The sequence below is a fragment of the Paraburkholderia sp. A1RI-2L genome (genome assembly GCF_048957375.1).
GTDB lineage: Bacteria > Pseudomonadota > Gammaproteobacteria > Burkholderiales > Burkholderiaceae > Paraburkholderia.
On sequence record NZ_JARBTA010000005.1, the window covers coordinates 323,231 to 341,201 of the forward strand.

At 64.8% G+C, this 17,971-nt stretch carries 14 protein-coding genes; 10 read left to right on the forward strand and 4 right to left on the reverse strand.

Annotation, left to right across the window (positions count from 1 at the left end; translation table 11 throughout):
* Positions 1-5: 5 nt before the first annotated feature.
* The 5 genes from PWP93_RS34185 to PWP93_RS34205 all read left to right on the forward strand — a co-directional run bounded on the left by PWP93_RS34185 (position 6) and on the right by PWP93_RS34205 (position 6,128).
* Positions 6-932, forward strand: coding sequence for a glycosyltransferase family 2 protein (locus PWP93_RS34185; protein ID WP_421047965.1), 927 nt, complete (start codon positions 6-8; stop codon positions 930-932).
* Positions 933-986: 54 nt separating this feature from the next.
* The gene (locus tag PWP93_RS34190; protein ID WP_421047966.1) at positions 987-2,174 is read left to right on the forward strand and encodes a glycosyltransferase; all 1,188 of its coding nucleotides are present in this window, start codon (positions 987-989) and stop codon (positions 2,172-2,174) included.
* 134 nt (positions 2,175-2,308) lie between these two features.
* Complete coding sequence (locus PWP93_RS34195) at positions 2,309-3,715, forward strand: glucose-6-phosphate isomerase (RefSeq protein ID WP_421027016.1); 1,407 nt, start codon at positions 2,309-2,311, stop codon at positions 3,713-3,715.
* The gene (locus PWP93_RS34200) at positions 3,712-4,944 is read left to right on the forward strand and encodes a glycosyltransferase family 4 protein (RefSeq protein ID WP_421047967.1); all 1,233 of its coding nucleotides are present in this window, start codon (positions 3,712-3,714) and stop codon (positions 4,942-4,944) included. The genes PWP93_RS34195 and PWP93_RS34200 overlap by 4 nt, the downstream gene beginning before the upstream one ends.
* Before the next feature lie 14 nt (positions 4,945-4,958).
* A complete protein-coding gene (locus PWP93_RS34205; protein ID WP_421047968.1) occupies positions 4,959-6,128 on the forward strand; it encodes a glycosyltransferase family 4 protein in 1,170 nt (389 codons plus the stop codon).
* Between the two features lie 82 nt (positions 6,129-6,210).
* On the opposite strand, the gene PWP93_RS34210 is transcribed toward PWP93_RS34205, so the two are convergent.
* From PWP93_RS34210 to PWP93_RS34220, 3 genes are all read right to left on the reverse strand, one after another.
* On the reverse strand, positions 6,211-7,167 hold the full coding sequence (locus tag PWP93_RS34210; protein ID WP_421047969.1) for an NAD-dependent epimerase/dehydratase family protein: 957 nt from the start codon (positions 7,165-7,167) through the stop codon (positions 6,211-6,213).
* Complete coding sequence (gene gmd, locus PWP93_RS34215) at positions 7,154-8,197, reverse strand: GDP-mannose 4,6-dehydratase (protein WP_421025607.1); 1,044 nt, start codon at positions 8,195-8,197, stop codon at positions 7,154-7,156. The genes PWP93_RS34210 and gmd overlap by 14 nt, the downstream gene beginning before the upstream one ends.
* 65 nt (positions 8,198-8,262) lie before the next feature.
* Positions 8,263-9,342, reverse strand: a complete 1,080-nt coding sequence (locus PWP93_RS34220; protein ID WP_421047970.1) for an acyltransferase family protein — start codon at positions 9,340-9,342, stop codon at positions 8,263-8,265.
* Between the two features lie 96 nt (positions 9,343-9,438).
* Here PWP93_RS34220 and PWP93_RS34225 point away from each other — a divergent pair, with 96 nt between their 5' ends.
* From PWP93_RS34225 to PWP93_RS34240, 4 genes are all read left to right on the forward strand, one after another.
* Positions 9,439-9,648, forward strand: coding sequence for a hypothetical protein (locus PWP93_RS34225; protein ID WP_421047971.1), 210 nt, complete (start codon positions 9,439-9,441; stop codon positions 9,646-9,648).
* 111 nt (positions 9,649-9,759) lie between these two features.
* Complete coding sequence (locus PWP93_RS34230) at positions 9,760-11,970, forward strand: hypothetical protein (protein WP_421048082.1); 2,211 nt, start codon at positions 9,760-9,762, stop codon at positions 11,968-11,970.
* Between the two features lie 74 nt (positions 11,971-12,044).
* Positions 12,045-13,511, forward strand: coding sequence for a flippase (locus PWP93_RS34235; RefSeq protein ID WP_421025604.1), 1,467 nt, complete (start codon positions 12,045-12,047; stop codon positions 13,509-13,511).
* Complete coding sequence (locus PWP93_RS34240) at positions 13,508-16,069, forward strand: glycosyltransferase family 4 protein (RefSeq protein WP_421047972.1); 2,562 nt, start codon at positions 13,508-13,510, stop codon at positions 16,067-16,069. The genes PWP93_RS34235 and PWP93_RS34240 overlap by 4 nt, the downstream gene beginning before the upstream one ends.
* 180 nt (positions 16,070-16,249) lie before the next feature.
* Here the strand turns inward: PWP93_RS34240 and PWP93_RS34245 are convergent, their stop codons facing one another.
* Positions 16,250-17,413 (reverse strand): acyltransferase family protein, encoded by a 1,164-nt coding sequence (locus PWP93_RS34245; RefSeq protein WP_421047973.1) that lies wholly within the window; start codon positions 17,411-17,413, stop codon positions 16,250-16,252.
* A 234-nt stretch (positions 17,414-17,647) separates the two neighbouring features.
* Here PWP93_RS34245 and PWP93_RS34250 point away from each other — a divergent pair, with 234 nt between their 5' ends.
* Positions 17,648-17,791 carry a hypothetical protein gene (locus PWP93_RS34250; protein ID WP_165976468.1) on the forward strand — a complete coding sequence of 48 codons (144 nt, stop codon included), beginning with the start codon at positions 17,648-17,650 and terminating at the stop codon, positions 17,789-17,791.
* The last annotated feature ends 180 nt before the right edge of the window (positions 17,792-17,971 follow it).

A 17,971-nucleotide genomic window follows, 5' to 3' on the forward strand; every position in this document is an offset into this window, starting at 1 on the left:
GCGCGATGAAAGTGACCGTGCTCGTGCCGACGTATCGGCGTCCTGAAGATCTGGCGCGCTGCCTCTCCGCGCTGCTGCGTCAGGAGCGCACGCCCGAGCAGATCGTGGTGGTGGCGCGCGCGGAAGACGAAGCCACGCACGCCTGCCTCGCGGAGCACGTGACGCCTCGCGTGCTCAACGTGGAGGTCGCGATCGTGGACGAGCCGGGGCAGGTGGCCGCGCTCAACCGCGGCATCGAAGCGGCGACGGGCGATGTGATCGCCATCACCGACGACGATGCCGCGCCGCACGCCGACTGGGTTGCGCGCATCGCCGCGCATTTCGAAGCCGACGAGACGCTGGGCGCGCTCGGCGGCCGCGACTGGGTGCATGAGGATGGCCGCGTGCTCGACGGCGAACGCGAACTCGTGGGGCGCGTGCAGCCCTCGGGCCGCATCGTCGGCAATCATCATCTGGGCGCGGGCGAAGCGCGCGAAGTCGACCTGCTCAAGGGCGCGAACATGAGCTACCGGCGCGCCGCGATTGGCGATCTGCGCTTCGACCGCCGCCTGCGCGGCACCGGCGCGCAGACGCATAACGACATGGCGTTCAGCATGGGCGTGAAGCGCGCGGGCTGGAAGCTCGTGTACGACCCGCGCGTGGCCGTCGACCATTTTCCGGCGCCGAGGCCCGGCGAAGATCCGCGCAATGCGCAGACGCTCGCCTCGATCCGCAACGCCGCCTACAACTTCCACCTCATCCTGCGCGGCAATCTTTCGCCGCTGCATCGCGAGGCCGCATGGTGGTGGTGGGCGCTCATCGGCACCCGGGTGTATCCGGGCCTGCTGCATACGGGCCTAGGCGCATTGCGCGCCGGCTCGCCCGCGGCCGCGTTCGCGCGCTGGCGCGCCGTGCGCGGCGGCGCACGCGAGGCACGCCGCGCAATCGCCTGAAGCAACTGAGGTGCTTCTGGCGCACTTTGTAATCGATTCAACGGAGGACCTCGAATGAGCGGTACGCAAGTCCACGTTCACCTCTTTTATGGCGCCGATCCGCGCCGTTACCGCAAGGGTGAGAACATTGGCTCCCTTTACGGCTATCACCACGCCGAGTCGGCGGAATTCGCACTCAACTACGCACGGGACGTGAGCGAAAGCGCGCCAGTGCGTCTCGTGCGCCGCGCGCTGAAGGCGGCGCTCGGCTTCGACTTTATTCACGCATGGCGCAATCGCCGTGCGATTCTCGATTCGGACGTGATCTGGACGCACACGGAGCAGGAGCATCTGGCCGTGGCGCTGGTGCTGCTGATGCACGCGAAGAAGGGCGGCGCGCGGCCGCTGCTGCTCGCGCAGAGCGTGTGGCTGCTCGACCGCTGGCCCGGTTACGGCGCACTGCGCCGCGCGCTGTATCAGCGCCTGCTCAAGCGTGCCGACTTGCTGACCACGCTCGCGAGCGAGAACGCTGCGCTGTGCGGCGACTTTTTCGGCCGTCAAGCGCGTCACGTGCTGTATGGCCTGAACACCAGGGATTTCCCGCTGCGTCCGCCTTCGCAATGGAAGCCGAATACGCCCGTGCGCGTGGCTGGCATCGGCAACGACCGCGACCGCGACTGGACCACGCTCGTGGGCGCGCTCGGCAACGACGCGCGCTATCAGGTGCGCATCGCCACGCGCAGACGCATGCCGGCTTCGGCGCGCGCGTCGAACGTGGAGATCGTGCGCGTGTCCGGCATCCAGCAGCAGCACGCGCTGTATGAGTGGGCGGACATCATCGTCGTGCCGCTGCGGCCCAATACGCACGCATCGGGCATCACCGTGATGCTCGAAGCGGCGGCGCTCGGCAAGCCGATGATCGTGACGAAGGTGGGCGCGCTCGAAGATTACTTCGACGAAAAGGCCGCGTTCTACGTCGAGCCGTTCAACACGGAGCAGCTGCGCGATGCCGTGAATGCACTCGTCGACGATCCCGCGCGTGCGCTCGCTCAGGCACGCGAGGCCTGCGAGCAACTCACTACGCGCGATCTCACCACCGAGAATTTCGCGCGTCAGCACGCGCAGCTCACACGCGAGATGATGCGCGAGCGCGATCCGCGCGTGCCGCATCATGCGCACGCGCATGCGGGCGAGCATCCGATGGGACAGCCTGCGGGGCAGGCGGCAGGGCAGGCTGCGAAGCAGACCGCAGGCCGGGTGTAATCATGCGTATTCCGTCCGCTGCTCCCGCACCCGCCCCGGCTCCACGCCAGCCTGTCCCGCGCGTCAACGCACCGCTCAGGCAGGCGGCGCCTGCAGCGCCTGCGCCGCGCCAGCGTTCGGCGCTGCGCCGTGCGATGGACCGCGACACGCTGCCCGTGGTCGCGCTGTGGGGCTTCACCGTATTGCTGATTCTCGCGCACCAGGGCACGGTGCTCACGCTCGCGTTTCCGGTGCTCGCCATTGCCGTGGGCTTCTGGCTCTACTTCGTGAATCCGGTCCGTTATATCGGCTTCATGTGGTGGCTGTGGTTCCTGAGCCCCGAAGTGCGCCGCCTCGCCGACTTCGGCAAGGGCGGCTTCACGCCCACGAGCCTGATTCAGGTCGCGCCGCTCGCGGTCACGATGATCAGCGGGCTGTCGCTGTTGCGCTACTATCCGGTGCTCGCGCAGCGCCGTGGACTGCCGATCGTGCTCACGCTGCTCGGCATCGGCTATGCATTCGTGGTGGGTGTGGTCGCGAGCGGCCCGGCTGCCGCTGTCTATGACCTCGCGAACTGGATCTATCCGATCCTGATCGGCTTTCACATCATGGTCCTCACGCGCCAGTATCCCGAGTGCCGCGAGACCATCGTGAACACCTTCATTTACGGCATGCTCGTGATGGGCGCCTACGGTCTCGTGCAGTTCTTCATCATGCCGCCGTGGGACGCCATGTGGATGATCGGCTCGGACATGAACTCGCAGGGCGATCCGGTGCCGCTCGGCGTGCGCGTGTTCAGCACGATGAATTCGTCGGGCCCGTTCGCCTTCGCGATGATGGGCGCAATGGTGCTCGTGATGGCCGCGAAGCATCGGGTGCGCTGGGTGGCTGCCGCGTTCGGCTTCTTCTCGTTCGCGCTGTCGCTGGTGCGCTCGACCTGGGGCGGCTGGGCGCTCGCGATGGTGATCCAGTTGGCGAAGTCGAACAACAAGGTGCGCATCCGCATCATCGTGAGCGCGCTCGTGCTCGCGGGCGTGTGCGTGCCGCTGCTCACCTTCGGCCCGGTGGCCGAGCGCATGCAGCAGCGTCTCGACACGCTCGTGAACCTGAAGGACGACCAGAGCTACGCAGCGCGTAACCAGTTTTACGCCGACTTCGCGAAAAAGGCCTTCACTGACGTGACCGGCGAGGGCCTGGGCGCCACCGGCGCATCGACCAAGCTTTCCAGCAGCAACGGCCAGCTCGGCCAGTACGGCAGTTTCGACAGCGGCGTGATGAACATACCGTTCGTGCTCGGCTGGCCCGGCACGCTGATGTATCTGTCCGGCGTGCTGTGGCTCATCGTGCGCGCCGTGCGCATCTCGCTGCGCATGCCCGAGGACCGCTATGTGTGCGCGTGCCTGAGCCTTACGGTGTCGATCTTTGCGATGCTCGTGTTCACCAACTCGCTGGTCGGCACGGGCGGTCTGCTGCTGTTTTCGAGTGTGTTTTCCATTCTCAGCGCGGGACACTGGAGCAAGCTGACTCGCCTCCAGACCCGCAACATGGAGGTCTCCGATTGAGAGTCGCAATCGTCACGCATGTGGTGCGCCACAACGACGGCCAGGGGCGCGTCAATCATGAAATCGCGCGCGCGGCCCTCGACGAAGGATTCGAGGTCACGCTGGTGGCTTCGCATGTCGCGCCGGAACTGGCGGTGCATCCGAAAGTGAGGTGGGTGCCGGTGCAGCCTTCGCGCCTGTGGCCCACGAATCTGCTGCGCCAGCAGGTATTCGCGCTCAAGAGCGCGCTGTGGCTGCGCCGCCATCGCCGCGAATACGACGTGTTGCATGTGAACGGCTTCATCACCTGGGCCCATGCCGACGTCAACACCGCGCACTTCGTGCACGGCGGCTGGGGACGCAGCAAGTATTACCCGTTCGGGCTCACGCGCGGGGTATGGTCGGCGTACCAGTTCATCTACACGCGTGCGAATGCGGTGCTCGAGCGCTGGGCCTACCGGCGCTCGCGCGTGATTGCAGCCGTGTCGCGCAAGGTCGCCGACGAGATCGTCGCCTCGGGCGGCAACCCCGTCGAGCGGCTCGACGTGATCTACAACGGCGTGGACACGCGTGGCTTCGCCTCGGCCAGCGCCGACCGTGAGAAGTTCAAACTGCCGGAAGACAAATTCTTCCTGCTGTTCGTGGGCGATCTGCGCACGCCGCGCAAGAATCTCGGCACCGTGCTGCAGGCGCTCAAGCAACTGCCCGAGCGCGTGCATCTGGCGGTGGCGGGCTACCTGCCAGGCAGCCCGTACCCGGAGATGGCGCGCGAGCTGGGCATTGCCTCTCGCGTACATTTTCTCGGGCTGGTGCGCGAGATGCCGGTGCTGATGCGCAGTGTCGACACCTATGTATTTCCTTCGCGCTACGAAGCAATGAGCCTCTCGCTGCTGGAAGCGATGGCGGCGGGCCTGCCCGTGGTCACCGCGCAGACGGCGGGCGGGGCGGAAATCATCACGCCCGATTGCGGCATCGTGCTGGACGATCCGGACGACGCGCCGGCGCTGGCCAGCGCCATCCTGCAACTCGCCGACGACACGCCGCGCCGCCTCGCCATGGGCGAGGCCGCCGCGACGCTCGCGGGCGAATTCGGCTGGGCACGCATGGCTGCGCAATACATCGCGCTCTATCGCCAGTTGGCGGGCGACGCGGGCGCCACTGTGCGCAACGAATCACGGGGCACCGAGCGTGGCTTCGCGGGGGCGCCGCTGCATGGCGGCCAGACGCTGCAACGTGCCGAGACTCCCTGAAACAAGGATAAAAGATGACGAAACATTCCATCCGATCGCTACAGATCGGCATGCACTGGTTTCCGGAACGTGCGGGCGGGCTCGACCGCATGTATTACTCGCTCGTGGGGGCGCTGCCCGGCGCGGGCGTGAAAGTGCGCGGCGTGGTGGCCGGCTCCCCCAAGGTGGCCGAGGACAGCAACGGAGCGATCAATGGATTCGGCTCGGCGGCGCGTTCGCTGCCGTTTCGCTTGATGGATGCGCGGCGCGCGTTGCGTCGCGAGATTCAAAGCCATCGGCCCGATGTGATTTCCTCGCACTTCGCGCTTTATACGTTTCCGGGGCTCGATGTGACGCGCGGTATTCCGCAGGTCTCGCATTTTCAGGGGCCGTGGGCCGATGAGAGTTTTGTCGAGGGCGCGGCTACGCTGAGCCAGCGCATCAAGCATTCTCTGGAACAATCGGTGTACGAACGATCGTCGCGGCTTATTGTGCTGTCGAAGGCGTTCGGCGACATTCTCACGAAGCGCTATGCGATTTCGCCCGAGCGCGTGCGCATCGTGCCGGGTTGCGTGGATACTGCTCAGTTCGATCCCGCCTGCACGCGCGCCGAGGCGCGTCTACGTCTGCAATTGCCGCAGAACCGCCCGATCGTGCTGGCTGTGCGCCGTCTCGTGCGACGCATGGGGCTGGAGGATTTGATCGACGCGATCAAGGTGGTGAAGCAGCGTCATCCTGATGTGCTGTTGCTGATTGCCGGGCGCGGGCGTCTGGAAGCGCAGTTGCAACAGCGTATCGATGAGGCAGGGTTGACCGATAACGTCAGGTTGCTGGGGTTCGTGCCCGATGCGCAGTTGCCTTCGCTTTATCGCGCTGCGACTTTGAGCGTCGTGCCTACGGTGGCACTGGAAGGTTTTGGCTTGATCACGGTGGAGTCGCTTTCGGCTGGCACCCCCGTGCTGGTTACGCCGGTGGGCGGTTTGCCCGAAGCCGTGGCCGGGCTCTCGCAGGATCTCGTGTTGCCGGAAACTGGCGCCGCCGCGATTGCCGAAGGGATTGATGCTGCGTTCTCTGGGCGCATCAAGCTGCCCGATGAAGAGGCTTGCAAGACCTATGCGCGGGAGAATTTCGATAACGCCGTGATTGCCAGGCGTGTGGCTGATGTTTATGCGGAGGCGATTGCAGCTGCCAATGGCGTGCATTGAAGCGCAGAAATGAAACCGCCGCCCGGAAGGGCGGCGGTTATTAGCAGTGCAGGGGGAACAAGAGTAAAGCGAATCGGCGGAATCAGGCCGTATTCAACCGCTTGCGCGCCTCCTCATACATCCATCGCAACGTCCCCTCGATAGGCGTACGCGCCGCGTCCCCCACAATCGATCGCAACTTCGCGTTCGACCCCACCAGGTGCCGAACTTCATTCGCACGCACGAATCGCGGATCGACCTTGACCTCGATCGCATAACCCGCGATACGTGAAAGCATCGCAAGCACTTCGCCGAGCGTCCAGCCGGTGCCCGAGCAGACATTGACCGTCTCGCCGCGAGGCGCCGCCGCAATGAGCTTCGCGTAAGCATCCACCACGTCGCGCACGTCGGAGAAGTCGCGGCTGACCTCGGTGTTGCCGAGCGAGATCGACCGGTCGCCGCGAGCGTAGTGCTCGACGATCTTGGGCAGCAGAAAGTCGGTGCTCTGGCCCACGCCCGTGTAATTGAACGGCCGCGCGATCACCAGCGGCAATTGTGAGTTCCAGCGCTTCGCGACGTATTCCATCGCGAGCTTGCTCACGGCGTAATCGTTCGCTGGCTGCGGGGGCACCGCTTCGTCGATCACGCCTGGCGTGGCGTTGCCATAGACGTTCGCACTGCTCGCGAGCAGCACGGCGCGCGGCACATGACGCTGGCGCGCGAGCACGTCGAGCAGATTGCGGGTGCCCACCACGTTGACGACATAGGTGCGCGCAACGTCGCCATTGGCGACGTTCGCCACGGCTGCGAGATGCACGAGCGCGTCGGGCTGCACCGTTTCCACTGCGTGCGCGAGCGCTTCGGGGTCGAGCAGGTCCGCGGCGAGCGGCGTGATGCCGCCCGTCACGCCCGTGGCGTCGACGGGTTCCCCGGCCCGCACGGTGCCCCAGATGCGGTAGCCGTCTGCGGCCAGGCGTGCGGCCATGTAGCGGCCCGTGAAGCCGCCCACGCCCGTGATGAGTGCACGGCGCGCGCGAGGTTGATCGTTAGAACGTGTCATGTCGCTCGTTGCGCGTGAGATCGGCGGTGACCATCATCTGGCACAGTTGCTCGAGCGAGGTTTGCGGTTCCCAGCCGAGCTTGCTGCGCGCCTTGCTCGCGTCGCCGATCAGCAGATCGACTTCGGCGGGGCGGTAGAAGCGCGGGCTCACGCGCACCAGCGTGCGGCCCGTGGCGATGTCCACGCCGATTTCGCGCTCGGCGCGGCCCGACCATTCGAGCTGGAAGCCCGCTGCCGCGAACGCCATCGTCACGAAGTCGCGCACGGTTTCGGTGCGGCCCGTGGCGAGCACGTAGGTGTCCGGATCGTCGGCTTGCAGCATGCGCCACATGCCTTCCACGTATTCGGAGGCGTAGCCCCAGTCGCGCTTGGCGTCCATGTTGCCCAGTTCGAGCACGTTTTGCTTGCCGAGCTTGATCTTCGCGACGGCGTCGGTGATCTTGCGCGTCACGAACTCGCGGCCGCGCAGCGGCGACTCGTGATTGAAGAGAATGCCGCTGGTCGCGAAGATGTCATAGGACTCGCGGTAGTTGACCGTGGACCAGTGCGCGAACAGCTTGGCGATGCCATACGGGCTGCGCGGGTAGAACGGGGTGTCTTCGCGCTGCGGCACGGCCTGAACCTTGCCGAACATTTCGGAGGTCGAAGCCTGGTAGAAGCGCATTTTCGGGTTGATCACGCGAATGCCTTCGAGCAGGTTCAATGCGCCGACGCCGGTCACTTCGGCCGTGGTCACCGGCTGGTCGAACGACACGCCCACGAAGCTTTGCGCGGCGAGGTTGTAGACTTCGCCCGCCTGGGCACGTTCGAGCAGGCGCAGCGTCGATCCCGCGTCGGTGAGATCGTGCTCGACGAGTTCGAGCGAAGGATGATCCGTGACGCCGAGTTCGTTCATGCGCCAGAAGTTGACCGAACTGGTGCGCCGGTAGGTGCCGACCACCTGATAGCCCTTGTCGAGCAGCAGTTTGGTCAGATACGCGCCGTCCTGGCCGGATACGCCGGTGATGATCGCTTTGCGTCGTTCGTTCATGTGTCGGTACCTTTGAAATAGCGAACGTGGATTCGGAGCACGTTTATCGTTTATCGGATCGGGAATCAGGACTGCGAGGTCGGAGCGCTCACGCTGGCCACGGTGGCCCGGTGCGATTGCCGGCGGCGCGGGCCGCGCGTGAGACGCTTTTCGAAGAGAAACCAGCTGGCGCTCGCGTAGGCGAGCGTGAGGGCGAGTGCGATGGCGGCGCTCACGGGGCGGCTGTAATGGAGCGGCCACACCGCATAGAGAATCGTGAGGTGAATCAGGTAGATCGTGTAGCTGATGGTCCCGATGTAGACCAGCACCGGATTGCAGAGCACGCGCTTGACGAAGCCCTTGGACTGCAGCGCGAGCACGACTGTGGACGTGCACAGCACGAGCGACACGCTGTAGAGCAGGGCGTTCGAGAGCGGCGTGTTGGCGGCGCGAAAACGCGGGTAATGCAGATGCAGCCACGCGAGCACGGCGAGCGCGGCAAAGAACAGAATGGCCGCCGGCACTTTGAAGGGCGCGAGCGCATTGCGCTCGCGCCGCACGAGCACGGCGAGCAGCGCGCCCATTGCGAGCAGGTCCATGCGGAACGGCGTGAGGTAATAAATGGGCCAGAACGAGTCGAACCATGGCGTCGCGATGGCGCGCAGCACCGGCACGACCAGCACGAGCGCGGCCGCCACCACGGCGAGCATGCGCTGCGGCAGCAGCAGCACTACGAAGGGCCAGAAGATGTAGAACTGCTCTTCGACCGCGAGCGACCAGAGAATGTTGAGGCTGTCGTGGCCGCTTTGGCCCAGCGCGTCACCGATATTGGTTGCGAAGAACGCGTACCACGGCCAGTAGTGCGCCCAGCCGAAACCGAATAGCAGCGACGAGACGATCATCAGCAGGATGTACGGCGGCAGGATGCGGCGCACGCGGCGTGCGTAGAAGTAGCTGAAGTACGATTGGCCGCGCGCCTTGCGCTCCAGCAAGATGCCGGTGATGAGAAAGCCGCTCAGCACGAAGAACAGGTCGACACCCATCCAGAGCGGCGCGCGCAATGCATGCTGCGCGAACACGGCGAGCACGGCGAAGGCGCGCAGGCCATCGAGCTGGACGATACGGTGGGAGTGTTGCGGCGGGCTGGCGAGGCTGTTTACGGTCATCGGCTATCCGGTTGTTTCATGCATGCACAGGCCGATTCATTCTAAAAAGAATTAAATGGTCAAAAAGCCGAAATATATTGGCTGGTGATTTTTAAAATGAACGCAATTGGATTGGTTGAATATGTTCTGGGCTATTGCGACAATGCAGCGACGATATGGCGACAATTTCGTTGCGGCGGCATTGCGGTTTCCTTTCGGAAAACGGGACAAGATCGCGCGAGGCCCGCCGCACGGGCCTTGGCGCGCGGCGCGGCGATTTATTTCGCATCCGAACGGGCAGGCCCGGCGAATACTGAATTTTTTTGAATTATTTTCGCTTTTTGTGGAGCGATTTTTCTTCATGAATGTACGGCATGATCCAGTCGGATTCACCCGACCGGAGGAATTGCCTTGCCGTTTCCGATTCCCGACCGCCGTATGCGCAGGACGCTGGCGCTCGCAGCACTCAGTGCGTTCGTTTGCACCTCTTCGGTACAGACCCTCGCCGCGCCGCAACTCAATGTAACGACATCGTGGATCGGCAACACGTTTGGCAACGGCCAGGGTACGTGGACGCAAATCAATATCACCGCCATCTCCGTGACGCCCGAGGGCAAGGTCTACACCGACGCGCCCTGGGATGAGAGTGGCGCTGAAATCAGCGCGTATCAGGACGGCAAGATGCTGGGCTTTGCTGGCGGCACCCATGGCTGGGGCGGATACGGCGGCAACGCGGTGGCCGTGAACAGCCGCTTTTTGTACGCAGCCGTGGCCGTGGGCAACGAACGCGGGCATCTGATCGGGCCCGGTATCTGGCCAGAAAAGGGGCGCCAATGGTACGGCGTCACGCGCCGTCCGATCGACGAGCCGAAGCGCGCGGCGGCCTTCCAGCCCTCGCCCGATCCGGTCAATCCGCACGCGCAGCTCGCGGGTGCCTTCCTCAAGATTGCCGACCTGCCGGCCGTCTCGCATCCCGACCTGGGCGCGCCTGCCGAGGTGGGCGGCCTCGCGGCCACCGACTCGCTGCTTTACGTGAGCCACACCACGGCCAATCGCGTTGAGATGTACGACGCGAACGCCATGCAGCGCAAGTCGGAATTCGAGGTGCATGAGCCCGGCAAGATCGCGATCGCGGGCGACGGCTCGCTGTGGGTGATCACGGACAGCGTGACCGGTTCGAAGCCGCGCATCGCGCACTATTCGGCCGACGGCAAGCCGCTCCCGAACACGATCGAGCTGCCTGCCGACTCGGTGCCCGTGGATGTGGCCGTGGATCCTGCGCAGCGCATTCTGGTGGCGGACAACGGCCCGCGCCAGCAGATCCTCATATACTCGCGCGAGGGTGGCGGCTACAAGCAGAGCGGTACGCTCGGCGAGCGCGGCGGCATTTTCTCGGGCTCGTCGAACGATGTGGGCCGGCCGGGGCCGGGCCGCTTCAATGGCCTGACCGGCGTGGGCACCGACGCGAAGGGCAACATCTACGTGTCGACCAACGGCATCGGCCCGCGCCACGGCTCCATCGGCGCGGGACTAGGCGCGACGCTCGAAAGCTATACGCCCGCCGGCAAGCGCCTCTGGAACGTGGAGGGTTTGCTGTTCGTGGACGGCGCGTGGTTGGACCCGTCGCGGCCCAATAGCGTCTATACCGGCAACAAGCGCTTCGAGCTCGATCTTTCCAAGCCGCCGGGGCAGGACTGGAAATACGTAGGGTTCCTCTCCAATCGCTTCAAGTACCCACAGGACCCGGTGTTCAACGGCGACATGTGGCCGGGCCTGCCGACCGCGCGCCAGCTGAACGGCCGCACGTTCCTCTATCTCACCGACATGTATGCGGATCACCTGAAGATCTACCGCTTCGATCCGCAGCGCGACGGTGAGACCGCGATTCCCTCGGGATTCATCGCAGGGCGCGCGCGGCCCGTGCAGAAGGTTCCGAACGCCCCGCCAGGCGGCGACTGGATCTGGCGCGACGCCAACGGCAACGGGGCGTTCGACTCCGGCGAGTTCACGCGGTATCCGGGCCCGGGCCACCTCGCCGGTGGTTGGGGCTGGTGGATCGACACGCGCGGCGACATCTGGCGCGCGCGCGACAACAAGGGCATCACGCGCTTTCGCTTCGGCGGCATCGACGCGAAGGGCAACCCGATCTACTCGTATGAAAAGAGCGATCAGTACCCGATGCCCGCGCCGTTTACCGAGGTGCATCGCGCGATTTACGAGCCGAAAACCGATTCGCTTTATGTGGCGGGCTACACCGCCGACGCGCCGCACGACCCAGGCTTCGTGAAGGAGGCGGGCCGCGTGCTGGTGCGCTACGACAAGTGGTCGAGCGGCAACCCGCAGCAGGCCTGGCTGCTGCATCTGCCCTGGGATCCCAAGGCCAGGCCGCCGGTCACGCCGGCAGGCGTCACCGTGGAAGGACAGTACGTATTCATGGTCGAGCCCGCGGGCAAGGTCCACGTTTTCGACAAGGACAGCGCGAAAGAGATCGGCACGTTCGGTCCAGGCGCGGAAGTCGGCAATACCTCGGGCTGGGTGGACGTGCCTTTCGGCATTACCGCGAGCCGTCAGCCCAATGGCGAATACCTGATCTTCGTTGAAGAGGATGCGCGCGGCAAAGTGATGATGTACCGCTGGAAGCCGACCTGATTGGTCTGGAGAGGGCTCGACAGGCCGCACGCGGGCAGGCCATTGCACGCCGCGCCGCACGCTACGGAACACATATGGATAAAGGAATACTGCGCAACGTCGCGATCAATCTGTTTGGCCTCGTGCTGCCGACCTTCGTGTCGCTGGTCACGGTGCCGACATACATCAAGCTGCTGGGCGTCGATCGCTACGGCGTGATTGCGCTCGTGTGGACGCTGATCGGCTATTTCAGCGTGCTCGATCTGGGCATGAGCATGGCCGCGCAGAACCATATTTCGAAGGCCTATGCATCGAAAGACACCGACGCCTGCGAGCGCGTGTTCTGGAGTGCGTTCTGGCTCAACTTCATTACCGGCGCAGTGGGCGGCCTGCTGATCTACTCGGGTGGTGCGCTCTATACCGCGTACTTCACGCACGTGACGCCGGAACTGCGCCACGAGGTCTATCTCGCGCTGCCGTGGCTCGCAGTGGCGATTCCCATTGCGAATGTCTCATGGGTGTTCGCGGGCGCCATCAACGGTGCAGAGCGCTTCGGCATCTACAACACCAACCAGACGCTGGGCACCTTCCTGTTCCAGCTGCTGCCGCTCGCGGCCGCGTGGGCGCTCGGGCCGAACCTGCAGACCGTGCTGGCCGCCGCCGTGCTCGCGCGCCTGTTCGCGGGCCTGCTGCTCGGCCGCTCGGCGCTGCGCGTGCTCGGCATCAGGCATGTGCGCGGGCCGCGCTTCGACACCTCGAAGGCACTGTTCAATTTCGGCGGCTGGATGCTGGTCTCCAGCGTCACGACGATGGTTGCCGATTCGCTCGACCGCATGATGCTGGGCGCGGGCATGGGCGCGCGCTTCGTCACCTATTACACGGTGCCGCAGAACCTCGTGACGCGGCTGAATATGGTGCCCAACGCGCTCGTGCGCACGCTATTTCCGCGTCTTTCGGCGCTGCACCGCGAGCATGCCGATGAAATCGCGGCGCAGTCGCTGCAGTTTCTCAATGCGGTCTTCACGCCTGTGGCGATCGGCGCAATCGTGGTGCTCGAGCCCTTCCTGCGCGTGTGGGTCGGCCCCGTGATCGCGGGGCACGGCGCGCCGGTCGGCCGTTTCCTGATTGTCGCCGTCTGGCTGATCGGGCAGGCGGGCGTCACGCGCATCCTGATCCAGTCGCAGAACAATCCTGCCGCCGCCGCGCGCGTGGGCCTCATCGAACTGCCGCTTTACGCCGGCCTGCTGTGGCTGGGCATCTCGCGCTTCGGCCTGCCCGGCGCGGCGGCGGCGGTGCTGTTCCGCGCCTTGTTCGACTACGTCGTGCTGCTGTGGCTCTCGCGCATTCACAGCCGCACCATCGTGGTCGACATGTTCGCACACCTGAGCTTCCTGGCCGCCGCACTCGCGATTGCATGGTGGCTGCCCGACGCGATTTATGCGATCGGCGCGGGCGTCGTGCTGGCGCTGGCCAACTGCGTGTGGTCGGTGGCCACCACGCCGCTGCTGCGCGGCTACGCCCGTTCCCTCCTGTTTCGTCTGAACCTACGGAAAAGCGCATGAGTCACGAATTGATCGACGAAGTGGCGCCGTCCGAAAGCGCCCCCGCGCCCGCTCAACGGCGCAATGCCTACACCGATATCCACGCTGATGTCCGTGGCGAATCCACTGCGAGCGCGCGGCGTCCGCGGCACGAGGCAAGTCCCGTGCGGGCCGCGACCCGCAAGCCGCGCGTGGCCATCGTGCACGACTGGCTGGTCACCTACGCGGGCGCCGAGCGCGTGCTCGAGCAGATCATCGACTGTTTCCCCGACGCGGACCTGTTTTCGGTCGTCGATTTCGTCGAGGAGAAGGACCGCAAGTTCCTGCGCGGCAAGCGCGCCACCACGTCGTTCATCCAGCGCCTGCCGAAGGCGCGCACGAAGTACCGCGCATATCTGCCGTTCATGCCGCTCGCCATCGAGCAGCTCGACGTGTCGGGCTACGACGTGGTCATTTCGAGCTCGCATGCGGTGGCCAAGGGCGTGCTGACCGGCCCCGACCAGTTTCACATCAGCTACGTGCATTCGCCGATCCGCTACGCGTGGGATCTCCAGCACCAGTATTTGCAGGAATCGCATCTCACGCGCGGGCCGAAGTCGATGCTCGCGCGCGTGATTCTTCACTACATCCGCAACTGGGACGTGCGCACAGCCAATTCGGTCGATCAGTTCGTGGCGAACTCGTCGTTCATCGCGCGGCGCATTCACAAGGTGTATCAGCGCGAGGCCGAGGTGGTGTATCCGCCCGTCGACGTCGATTCGTTCGAACTCGAGACGCACAAGGAAGATTTTTATCTGACCGCGTCGCGGCTCGTGCCATACAAGAAAATCGACCTCATCGTGGAGGCGTTCTCGCGTATGCCGGGCAAGCGCCTCGTGGTGATCGGCGATGGTCCCGACATGCAGAAGGTGCGTGCGAAAGCCGGCCCGAACGTCGAGGTGATGGGCTATCAGCCGTTCTCGGTGCTGCACGATCGCATGCGCCGCGCGAAGGCATTCGTATTCGCGGCCGAGGAGGATTTCGGCATCTCGGTCGTGGAAGCGCAGGCCTGCGGCACCCCCGTGATCGCCTATGGCAAGGGCGGCGCGCTCGAGACCGTGCGCGATTCGGGTCCGCGCCCCACGGGGCTGTTCTTCGAGGAGCAGCGCGCCGAGTCGATCATTGCGGCCGTCGAGTCGTTCGAGCGCGATCCGAAGCAGTTTCGCGCCGAGGATTGCCGCGCGAATGCCGAGCGTTTTTCAGCGACGCATTTCCGCGAGCAATTCTTCGCGCGCGTGGCGCGGGCCGTGCCGGCTATCGCCGAGGCTGGGCTGCCGCGCGCCGGCGCGCCGAAAGTTTCCGATGCGCAACATCCATCCGATACGTCCAGCTCGGGCGGTGACGATGACGAAGGCGGACACCCCGCGGCTCAGAATGCGCCCCGCGTCCTGGCGATCGACCAGAGCGGCGTGCTGGGCGGCGCGGAGCTTTCGCTGCTGGAAGTGGTGAAGGGGCTGCGTGCGCGCATCGAAGTGCTGCTGTTCAACGATGGGCCGTTTCGCGAGGCGCTCGACGCCGCTGGCGCGCGCGTGGATGTGCTCGACTCCGGCGCGCTGCGCAACGTGCGCCGGGACGGCGGCGCGATGCCGAAATTCGGCGTGCTCGCGGGCATTGCCGCGCTCGTGCGCGAGACGCGCAGGCGTGCGCGCGGCGTCGACGTGCTCTACGCCAACACACAGCGCGCGATGGTGATCGGCGTGCTGGCGGGCAAGCTCGCGCGCAAGCCTGTGGTCTGGCATCTGCGCGATATCGTGAGCGACGAGCACTTCGGGCGCGTGCAGCGCGCGGTCATCAAGGGCTGCGCGAAGCTGGGCCTCGCGCATGTTATCGCGAACTCGCACGCTTCGGCTCAGGTGTTTTCGGAGCTCACGAATTTCGACTCGCGGCGCATCGACGTCGTGCACAACGGCGTGGACGAGTCGCCGTTCCGCGCGCTCGCGCGGGTGCCGCAGGCGCAGTTGCGCGCGCAGATCGGTTTGCCGGAAGACGCGTTTCTGGTAGGGGCGTTCAGCCGGCTTGCCCGCTGGAAGGGACAGCACGTGCTGCTCGAAGCGCTGCTGCTCGAGCCGCGCGCACATGCTGTGTTGGTCGGCGCGCCGCTGTTCGGCGAAGACGCCTATGCGCAGGAACTGCGCGAATTCGTGGCCGCGCGCGGGCTCACCGGCCGGGTTCACTTCCTGGGCTTCCGGCACGACATTGCGGCCTGCATGCGCGCGATGGACGTGATCGCGCATACCTCGATCACACCGGAGCCGTTTGGCCGCGTCGTGGTGGAAGGCATGCTCGCGCAGCGGCCCGTGGTGGCCTCGCGCGATGGCGGCGTGAAAGAGATCGTCGAGCATGGCAAGAGCGGCTTGCTCTGCACGCCGGGCGACGCGCAAGAGCTTGCGCGCACGCTTTCCGCGCTGTGCGATGACGAGACGCTGCGCGAGCGGCTTGCGCAAAATGGCCTTGCCGTGGCGCGGGAGCGCTTCGGTAAGGAGCAGTATGTGGAGGCGGTCGGGCGCGTGCTGGATGGGGTTGTGACGCGCGCGCGATAGGTTTCGCGAAAGCGCTGCAGCGCCGTTGAAGAACGACGACGAGAGCGGGGCCATGGAAGTGGCCCCGCTATTTTTTTGAGTGTGGCTCCGGGCGTGGGTGAAAGAAAAAGGGCCGCTTGCATAGCGGCCCAATATTCACGAGATGGCTATGCGCGATCTAAAGCGTGCTTTCTGCATTCCTCATGCAGCCCGTTTGCGCAGGCGCGCAGCAACATTCAGCGCCGGCAGCTCAAAGAGCCGATAAAACACCCACGCAACCGGCAGCACGGCGAGCGTGAAGCCGAACGAAGCCCAGATCGAGGTTTGCAGGGCCGAACGGAACAGCAGCGAGCCGAGCAGCACGAAAAGCGGCAGGTGAATCAGGTAAAGCGAATAGCTGAATGCGCCGAGCTTCGAAAACACTTGCATGATCACGCCGCCCGGCGCGCCCGGCCGCGCAAGCGCTTTCACGAGGTAGCACGCGAAAGAGCAGGCCCAAAGCTGGAATGCGCCGTATTGCCCGAAGTGGAACGCCACGCAGCCCGCCACCGCGAACAGCGCCGAGGCCGCATAGGCAAAGCGAAAGCCCTCCGAACCGCGCAAACGCGCTTCGGCAATCCACGCGCCGAGCATCCACGAGAACCAGTACGACGTGAAGAAAACGATCTCACGCGGCGCGAGCGTGAGCGCCGAAACCACGTTGATCGCCGCAATGCCGATGAGCACCGCATTGAGCCCGACGCGCCGGCGCACGGCGAAAAGCAGCGGATAGAGCAGGTAGAACTGCACTTCGAGCGAAAGCGTCCAGAGCGCGCCGTTCGAGCCGTAGGTCGGGCCCGCTACGCCTTGCAGCGAGAACAGGTTGACGAGGAACGCGCGCGGCCCGATGTCGAGAATCTTGTGGCTCACGGGCGTCATCGTGAGACTGAACGAATCGGCCACGAAGGTGAGCACGAGCGCGGCGAGCAACACGGGATAGATCCGCACGAAACGGCGCAGCCAGAATTGCCCGGCGTCGAGCCGGAAGTCGGGGTTCCTCAGCAGGCGCGCCGCGCCGCTGCGGTGAATGCAATAGCCGCTGATGACGAAGAAAATCGGCACGCCGGCCGAACCCCACGCGACCGGAAGCGTGAGCCACGCGGCGATCGTGCCGGGGTTCGCCAGGCTCGCGTGGGTCTGGTGGAACGCGCCCATGCCAATCCAGGTGACCTGGCGGCAATGGAAATACGCCACCAGCAGGGCAGCAAAGCCGCGCAGCGCGTCGATCAAGTGGTCGCTCGCGGCGGCGCTGGCCACTGCTGGCCGCGCGGCGGCGGGCATGGCGGTTGCTCGGGGTACGACGGTTTCGAGTGCGGGATCGCTCATTGGGGCGTGGCGTGCGTGATAGTGGGAGGCTACCTGGCGATCATAGGGGCCTCGCAGGGGGAAATTATGCGAAATTTTTTCAAAAAGTATTCGGGGGTAATTACCTGAAATGGCGTAAAAAATCTGCAATTCCGCCGAAATCGAAAAATAAAACCTTGTAACGCGAAAGCGATTTATTTGTGTGATTTGAAATGCTAGTTTGATGGGGATCGCCTTAGGTCGATGGAGATTTCGATGAACCTGCATTTGCTGGCCGGCATTGCCGTGCTGTTGATTCTCGTCGCGGTGTCGGCGTATCGCGAGGCGCTGCGCAACGAGCCTATCAGACGTTCGCGCACGCAAACGGGCGGCTTGCCGCCCGCGGACGAAGTCGAGTAGACTGCGCGGCCATGCAATATCTGAATTGCGTCGCTCATATAGCGCCATGATTGCAAATCGCTTGAATCTGCTTGCCTGGCAGATGGAAATAATGGCAACCGGGTCAGGAAATTCATGCCGATTATCCGGACTGCATGGTAATTAATCAGGCAATAATTTCCGCAAGTCTGTTTGACTTTC